Raw genomic sequence first — 7,268 nt, 5'->3', positions numbered from 1 at the left:
TTGCCGGACTGGTTGATGCCATGGCCGATGGCGTTGGCGCCGCCCAGCGTGCCGAGCTCCACGACCGCGGCGCCGCCCGCCTGCGTCACGAAGGCCCGTTGCGTGCCCGCCGCCGTGACATACGAGCCAGTCACTTGCCCGCTGTTGTTGATGCCATTGCCGAATCTGTGCGTTCCGGGCGTGGCGAGCGCCTGCGGCGCGATGCTGCCATCGGCCCGGTAGACGAAGGCGCGGGGGCTGCCCACGGCAGGGTTCTCGTCTTCATTGCCGGGTGCGGTGGCCGAGGTGCCCACCACCCAGCCGTTGTCGCTGATGCCGGTGGCATACGAGTGCACCGGGCATCCCGCTTGCCCGCATCTCCGAACGACCCACCCACCGCAGCAGGAGRCCACGAGATGGGCAGTTCTGACGAGATCGCAATTTCACGCCGCGACGTGCTGATCGTGGGCGCCGCGTCGGCGGCCGCGGTGAGCGCACCGGTCCACGGGACGCCAGCCGCCGATGCATCCGCGCCCCAGGCGAACCCGGCCGCCTCGCTGCCCAGCTCGAGCGTCTCGCTCGAGGTCAACGGCACGCCGCACACGCTGGCGCTGGACAACCGCACCAGCCTGCTCGACACGCTGCGCGAGCACCTGCACCTGACCGGCACCAAGAAGGGCTGCGACCACGGCCAGTGCGGCGCCTGCACCGTGCTGGTCGACGGCGAGCGCATCAACTCGTGTCTGACGCTGGCGGTGATGCACCAGGGCGCCAAGGTCACCACGATCGAGGGGCTGGGCACGCCCGCGCAGCTGCACCCGCTGCAGGCCGCCTTCATCCAGCACGACGGCTACCAATGCGGCTACTGCACGCCCGGGCAGATCTGCTCGGCGGTCGGCGCGCTCGACGAACTGCGCCGCGGCGTGCCGAGCCACGTGAGCGCCAGCCTGTCCGAGCGGCCGCTGTTGTCGGCCGAGGAACTGCGCGAACGGATGAGCGGCAATATTTGCCGGTGCGGCGCGTACTCCAACATCGTCGAGGCGATCTCCGAGGTCGCGGGGGTGCGCACATGAACCCCTTCACCTATGAGCGCGCCACCGCGCCGGCCGAGGCGGCAGCGGCCGTCGAACGCCACCMCGGCGCGAAGTTCATCGCCGGCGGCACCAACCTGCTCGACCTGATGAAGCTGCAGATCGAGGCGCCGGTGCACCTGGTCGACGTGAACGGCCTCGGCCTGAACAAGATCGAGCCAACGACCGACGGCGGCCTGCGCATCGGCGCGCTGGTGCGCAACACGGCACTGGCCGCCGACGAACGCGTGCGCCGTGACTACGGCGTGCTGTCGCGCGCCTTGCTGTCAGGTGCATCGGGCCAGCTGCGCAACCGCGCCACCACCGCCGGCAACCTGCTGCAGCGCACGCGCTGCCCGTACTTCTACGACACCGACCAGCCCTGCAACAAGCGCCAGCCGGGCAGCGGTTGCAGCGCGATCGGCGGCTTCAACAGATCGCTTGCGGTGGTGGGCGGCAGCGAAGCCTGCATCGCCACCCACCCGAGCGACATGGCGGTGGCGATGCGGGTGCTGGACGCCGGCATCGAGACCGTGCGGCCCGACGGGCGCACGCGCGTGATTCCGATCGCCGACTTCCACCGGCTGCCGGGCAACACGCCGCACATCGAGACCACGCTGGAGCGCAACGAGCTGATCACCGCGGTGACGCTGCCGCCGCCCCTCGGCGGCACGCACCTGTACCGCAAGGTGCGCGACCGGGCGTCCTACGCCTTCGCGCTGGTCTCGGTGGCCGCGGTGATCCAGCGCGACGGCTCCGGCCGCATCGCGCTCGGCGGCGTCGCCCACAAGCCCTGGCGCGATGCCGCGGCCGACGCCGCCCTGCCGCAGGGCGCCAAGGCCACCGCCGCACGGCTGCTGGCCGACGCCAGGCCGACGCACGACAACGCGTTCAAGGTTCCGCTGGCAGAGCGCACGCTCGCCGCGGTGCTGGCGCAGGCCAAGACCTCCTGATTCAAGGGAAGGCAAGGGAAGGCTCATGAAATTCGACACCCCCGCCACCACCAACCCGATCGACCAGCTCAAGGTCGTCGGACAGCCGACGCCACGCATCGACGGCCCGTTGAAGACGACCGGCACCGCCCCCTATGCCTACGAGCGCCACGACGCGGCACCCGATGCGGTGTACGGCTACGTCGTCGGTGCCGGCATCGCCAAGGGGCGGATCGCGTCGATGGACCTGCGCGCCGCGCGCGCGGCGCCCGGTGTGCTGGCGATCGTCACGGCGCGCAACGCCGGCAAGCTCGGCAAGGGCTCGTTCAACACCGCCAGGCTGCTCGGCGGGCCGGACATCGACCACTACCACCAGGCGGTCGCGCTGGTGGTGGCGAGCACCTTCGAGCAGGCGCGTGCCGCCGCGCAGCTGGTGCGCATCCGCTACACGCAGGCGGCAGGCAAGTACGACCTGGCGGCAGAGAAGGCCGGGGCGCCCATGCCGAAGCCGACGCCGTTCGGTGGGCCTGCGCAATCGAAGGTCGGCGACTTCGATGGCGCCTATGCCGCCGCGCCGGCGCAGCTCGACGCCACGTACACCACGCCGGACCAGTCGCACGCGATGATGGAACCGCATGCGTCCACCGCGCTGTGGCGCGGCGACAAGCTCACCGTCTGGACCTCGAACCAGATGATTGCCTGGAGCGTCGGTGATCTCGCGAAGACGCTCGGGATCCCGAAGGACAACGTGCGCCTGGTGTCGCCGTTCATCGGCGGCGGCTTCGGCGGCAAGCTCTTCGTGCGCGCCGACGCGGTGCTGGCCGCACTCGGCGCGCGTGCGGTGCGCCGGCCGGTGAAGGTCGCGCTGCAGCGGCCGCTGATGATGAACAACACCACGCACCGTCCCGCCACCATCCAGCGCATCCGCATCGGCGCGCTGCCCGACGGCAGGATCACCGCGATCGCGCACGAGGGCTGGTCGGGCGACCTCCCCGGCGGCCAGGCGGAGACGGCCGTCAACCAGACGCGCTTGCTGTATGCCGGAGCCAACCGGCTCACCACCACGCGCCTGGCGGTGCTCGACCTGCCGGAGGGCAATGCGATGCGTGCCCCGGGCGAGGCGCCCGGGCTGATGGCCCTGGAGATCGCCATCGACGAGATGGCCGAGAAGCTCGGCATGGACCCGGTGGCGTTCCGCATCGCCAACGACACGCAGGTGGACCCGGAGAAGCCCGGCCGCCCGTATTCGCAGCGGCAACTGGTGCAATGCCTGCGCCTGGGGGCCGAGCGCTTCGGCTGGGAACGTCGCAGCGCACAGCCCGCACAGCGGCGCGAGGGCCGCTGGCTGATGGGCCTGGGCGTGGCGGCCGGCTTCCGCAACAACCTGCTGACGAAATCCGGCGCCCGGGTGCGGATCGACAACCGCGGCATCGTGACCGTGGAGACCGACATGACCGACATCGGCACCGGCTCGTACACCATCATTGCGCAGACGGCGGCAGAGATGATGGGCGTGCCACTGGGCAGCGTGCAGGTGCGGCTCGGAGATTCGCTGCACCCGGTGTCGGCCGGCTCCGGTGGCCAGTGGGGTGGCAACAACTCGACCGCCGGCGTGTATGCGGCCTGCGTGAAGCTGCGCGAAGCGGTGGCGAAGAAACTCGGCGTGCCGGCCGCCGATGCGGTGTTCGTCGACGGGACCGTGCGCACGGCGGGCCGCAGCGTACCGCTGGGCGAGGCGGCGGGGCCGCAGGGTCTCGCGGCTGAAGATGCCATCGAGTACGGCGACCTGGACAAGAAGTACCAGCAATCGACGTTTGCGGCGCACTTCATCGAGGTGGCCGTCGACGCGGCGACGGCCGAGACGCGGGTGCGGCGGATGCTGGCGGTGTGCGCCGCCGGGCGCATCCTGAACCCGGTCTCGGCGCGCAGCCAGGTCATCGGCGCGATGACGATGGGCGTGGGTGCGGCGCTGATGGAGGAACTCGCGGTGGACAAGCGCCGCGGCTTCTTCGTCAACCACGACCTGGCCGGCTACGAGGTGCCGGTGCATGCCGACATTCCCCACCAGGACGTGATCTTCCTCGATGAAACCGATCCGATCTCGTCGCCGATGAAGGCCAAGGGCGTCGGGGAACTGGGGCTGTGCGGTGTCGGCGCGGCGGTCGCGAATGCGATCTGCAACGCCACCGGCGTGCGCGTGCGCGACTACCCGATCACGCTCGACAAGCTGCTCGACCGGATGCCGCCGTTCGCGTGAGCGCGGAACGTCACGGTGGGTCCGTGATTCCCGAAGATCGCTCGAGTCGACTGATGATCCTGGCCTGCAGATCCGAACCCACACGGCGGAATCCCATGAGTCTCGCGGCCGTTCGAACCAGGTCGGCGGCGTCACCTCCGCCGTTGTCATCACGCGCCATCTGYAAGGCCGCATCGATCTCGAGGGGCGAGATGCAGTCGGCCTTCACGGTTGCGCCGCTTTCTGCGGCCCGATCACGAACAGGTGGCGCTTCCGCCTGGGCACTCGTGAACCAGAAGACGCCGTCGGAGCGCAGTTCGGCATGTCTCGCCCGTGCGCTCTCCAACGCCGCACGTGTCGCCTCAAGGATGCGTGCACCCGCCCGCTCCTTGCCATAGCTGCTCGCAATGCGCCGTGCGACTTCCTCGATATGGAGCGGACCTTCGGCCGTCACGATCCGCTGCGCCAGGTCGGCGAGCGTCGATGGCCGGACCTCATGGGGCTCCTGGCGGCCATCCACGGGGAACACGGCGCGTTGGTAAGGCGGCATCTGGCGCTCGACGACTTCGGGAATCTCGATAGGCTCCGACCCCCTCTCCAGATCCTCCACTGGCTTCGGCCGGCTCCTGTTGACGCCCTCAATGCGGGTCTCTCCCGCGGCCGCATCTCGCGCCGCCGCGAGAGCGGCGCGCAGCCGCTTGATCTCCGCTTGCCGGTGATAGAACCAGTCCGTGCTCCAGATCCGATGGAAGCGCCAGCCAAGATGCTCGAGCACATCCTGGCGCAGCCTGTCTCGCTCGCGTGCCCACAAGGCGCCGTGATACGTCGCCCCGTCACACTCCACGGCGAGCAGGTAGGTCGATGGCTTGTCGGCGTGTCGCACGCCGATGTCGATCCGAAAACCCACCGAGCCCACCTGCGGGTCGGCCAGGAAACCGCAGCTCCGGATCACCTCCGCCACGTCCTCCTCGAACGGCGTGTCCGTGTACAGGCCGGTCGGGGCGCTGACATCGACGCGGCCATTCTTCGCAAACTCCAGAAAGCGTTTGAGGATGCGAGGGCCTTCTCGGGCCGTCCGGCCTACATCGATATCGCCCGGATCGAACGACGCGAAGATCTCGCATCGGATACGCGCCCGGGTGAAGAGCACGTTCAGGCGGCGCTCACCGCCCTCTCCGTTCACCGGACCGAACGACATGCTCGAAAGCCGGCCGCCTGCCGTTGTCGGACCGTATCCCACGCTGACCAGAATCACGTCGCGCTCATCACCTTGCACGTTCTCGATGTTCTTGACGAACACGTCTTCGTACTGACCTTCCCGCAGGAACGCGTCGAGCGTCGAATCACCGCGCCGCGCCAGTTCGAGCAGTTCAGTGATCAGGTTCCGTTGGGTGAATGAAAAGGTGACGATGCCCAGGGACAGCGTCGGGTGCGCGCGGGCGTGCTCGGCCACCCGGGCCACGATCGCTTCGCCCTCCTTGCGGTTGTCGCGCTTTCCGCCCTTGTCGTACACACCCGCCACGCGCGTGAAGCAAAGGCCGTAAGCGTCGTCCTCCTGCAATGGCGACGGAGGCAGGACGAGCCCGTTGTCGTAGAACTCGCGATTCGAGACCTCGATCAGCGAGGGATCGCGTGAGCGGTAGTGCCAGCGCAGCATGCGCGAGCCGAGGCCACGCGCTTCGCACAAGGTCAGGATGCTTTCCATCGTCGCGAGCTTGGCCGCGCCCTCGAGCAGGTCAGGCCCGAGATCCTCGTCGTCGCCCTCGTGCTCGTCTTCCTGGTCCGCGAGCACGCGGTCGAAGAAGGAAGACGGAGGCAGCTGCTTCTTGTCGCCGACGACAACGATCTGGCTCGCGCGAGCGATGGCGCCGAGGGCATCCTCCGGGCGAACCTGCGAGGCCTCGTCGATGACGAGCAGGTCGAACGAGAGCGCGCCGGGCGGGAGGAACTGCGCTACCGAGATGGGACTCATCAAGAGCACCGGCTTGATCCGCTGCACGGCAGTGCCCGCTCGCTCGAACAGGCGACGGATGGCCCATGTGGCCGCGCTTCTTGCCGATTTCTCCGCGGATGACTTTCATCTCGCCCTGTGCACCTTGCGGCACCTGGGCAAGATGCCCGGCGAGGATGCTCGTCACGTTCTCGCCGAGGCGCTCGCGTTCGAGCGTTGAAAAGGTCTCCACAAGATCGTGGCGTCTTGCCCTGGCGATGTCTCGGAGGGCTGGCGAGTCTGCGAGCGCGAGCTTCCAGAGACGCTCCGCCCGCGCAAACTGCAGTTCCACGGCGGCGGAGGCACCGTCCAGATCGCCTGAGTTCATCCTGTCGGCGAGCGCTGCCATCCCGGCTGTCTCGAATGACTTTCGAAGGTGCGCTATCTGCACCCACGACCCGTATCGGCTTGCTGCTTCGGCCATCTGGCTGAAGCGCCGCGCGACGACACCAAGATCGGCACTCTCCACGTCGCGGCCGCCCAGCACGGTCGGATCCAGGTCAAGCAACTCGACCACCGCCTGGAGCGCCGACCTGCAACCCGGCTCCGCCTGGAGCATCGCCTGGCGCATGGCGGTCATGGCGTCAGCGCGTCCCGCCAACGCCAGCATCGCGTCGGGTGCCGAGGCAATCCGGGTCTCACGAAGTCTCTCGCACCACTGTGCGACCGCAAACAGCCCCGCGAAGTCCGTTTTCTCGCCGCGCCAAGCGTCGCCGAGGATGCGACTGCCATGGTCGCGATCCGCCTCCCACGTCGACTTTGCAGCAGCCACCGAACTCAACCTGTCGACAAGCGCGACCCTCTCAGCCGCCGTTTTCGGCAGCGGTCCACGCAGCAGGCCAGCGAGTTCCCGCGATGCCCTCCGATACGCGCCACCCCAACGGGCGAAGAAGGAACGGGTTCCCGCAACGAGCGGGCTCCGCAGGCCGCCGTGCGCATGCACGAACGCCGTCTCGACGAAGACGGGCTCCAATTCATCGCGCAAAGTCCGCCAGGCCGCTCCAGTCTGGAGCGCCTCCCGCAACCGGGACAGATCCGGCGAAGTGAGCATGGTGTGCGCC

6 protein-coding genes and 1 pseudogene are annotated in these 7,268 nt (G+C 68.9%); 5 read left to right on the top strand and 2 right to left on the bottom strand.

Translation table 11 applies throughout. The features are described 5' to 3' along the window. Positions 1-335, bottom strand: a pseudogene (locus AC1D01_RS14790) (hypothetical protein); the annotation flags it as partial. A 60-nt stretch (positions 336-395) separates the two neighbouring features. On the opposite strand from AC1D01_RS14790, the gene paoA reads away from it, so the two are divergent. Genes paoA through paoC form a run of 3 tightly spaced genes read left to right on the top strand, consistent with a single transcriptional unit; the run spans position 396 to position 4,238 of the window. Next, entirely contained in the window at positions 396-1,052 is a 657-nt protein-coding gene (paoA, locus tag AC1D01_RS14785) for an aldehyde dehydrogenase iron-sulfur subunit PaoA (protein ID WP_477867448.1), read from the top strand. Next, on the top strand, positions 1,049-2,002 hold the full coding sequence (locus AC1D01_RS14780; protein WP_477867446.1) for an FAD binding domain-containing protein: 954 nt from the start codon (positions 1,049-1,051) through the stop codon (positions 2,000-2,002). The genes paoA and AC1D01_RS14780 overlap by 4 nt, the downstream gene beginning before the upstream one ends. Before the next feature lie 25 nt (positions 2,003-2,027). Further along, positions 2,028-4,238, top strand: a complete 2,211-nt coding sequence (paoC, locus tag AC1D01_RS14775; RefSeq protein ID WP_477867444.1) for an aldehyde oxidoreductase molybdenum-binding subunit PaoC — start codon at positions 2,028-2,030, stop codon at positions 4,236-4,238. A 10-nt stretch (positions 4,239-4,248) separates the two neighbouring features. Here the strand turns inward: paoC and AC1D01_RS14770 are convergent, their stop codons facing one another. Next, entirely contained in the window at positions 4,249-6,216 is a 1,968-nt protein-coding gene (locus tag AC1D01_RS14770) for a DUF3320 domain-containing protein (RefSeq protein WP_477867442.1), read from the bottom strand. Positions 6,217-6,247: 31 nt separating this feature from the next. On the opposite strand from AC1D01_RS14770, the gene AC1D01_RS14765 reads away from it, so the two are divergent. Together AC1D01_RS14765 and AC1D01_RS14760 are read left to right on the top strand one after the other, a co-directional pair. After that, entirely contained in the window at positions 6,248-6,388 is a 141-nt protein-coding gene (locus AC1D01_RS14765; RefSeq protein ID WP_477867440.1) for a hypothetical protein, read from the top strand. Between the two features lie 195 nt (positions 6,389-6,583). Further along, positions 6,584-7,268: hypothetical protein (locus AC1D01_RS14760; RefSeq protein ID WP_477867438.1), on the top strand; the 685-nt coding region annotated here is incomplete at its 3' end.

Source organism: Rhizobacter sp. P3_B12 (assembly GCF_056402895.1).
This window is presented reverse-complemented; position numbering and strand designations above follow the sequence as displayed.

Bases quoted from the DNA above. Each gene is read 5' to 3' on its own strand.
- paoA (WP_477867448.1), top strand. From the start codon at position 396: ATGGGCAGTTCTGACGAGATCGCAATTTCACGCCGCGACGTGCTGATC.
- AC1D01_RS14765 (WP_477867440.1), top strand. From the start codon at position 6,248: ATGGCCCATGTGGCCGCGCTTCTTGCCGATTTCTCCGCGGATGACTTT.
- paoC (WP_477867444.1), top strand. From the start codon at position 2,028: ATGAAATTCGACACCCCCGCCACCACCAACCCGATCGACCAGCTCAAG.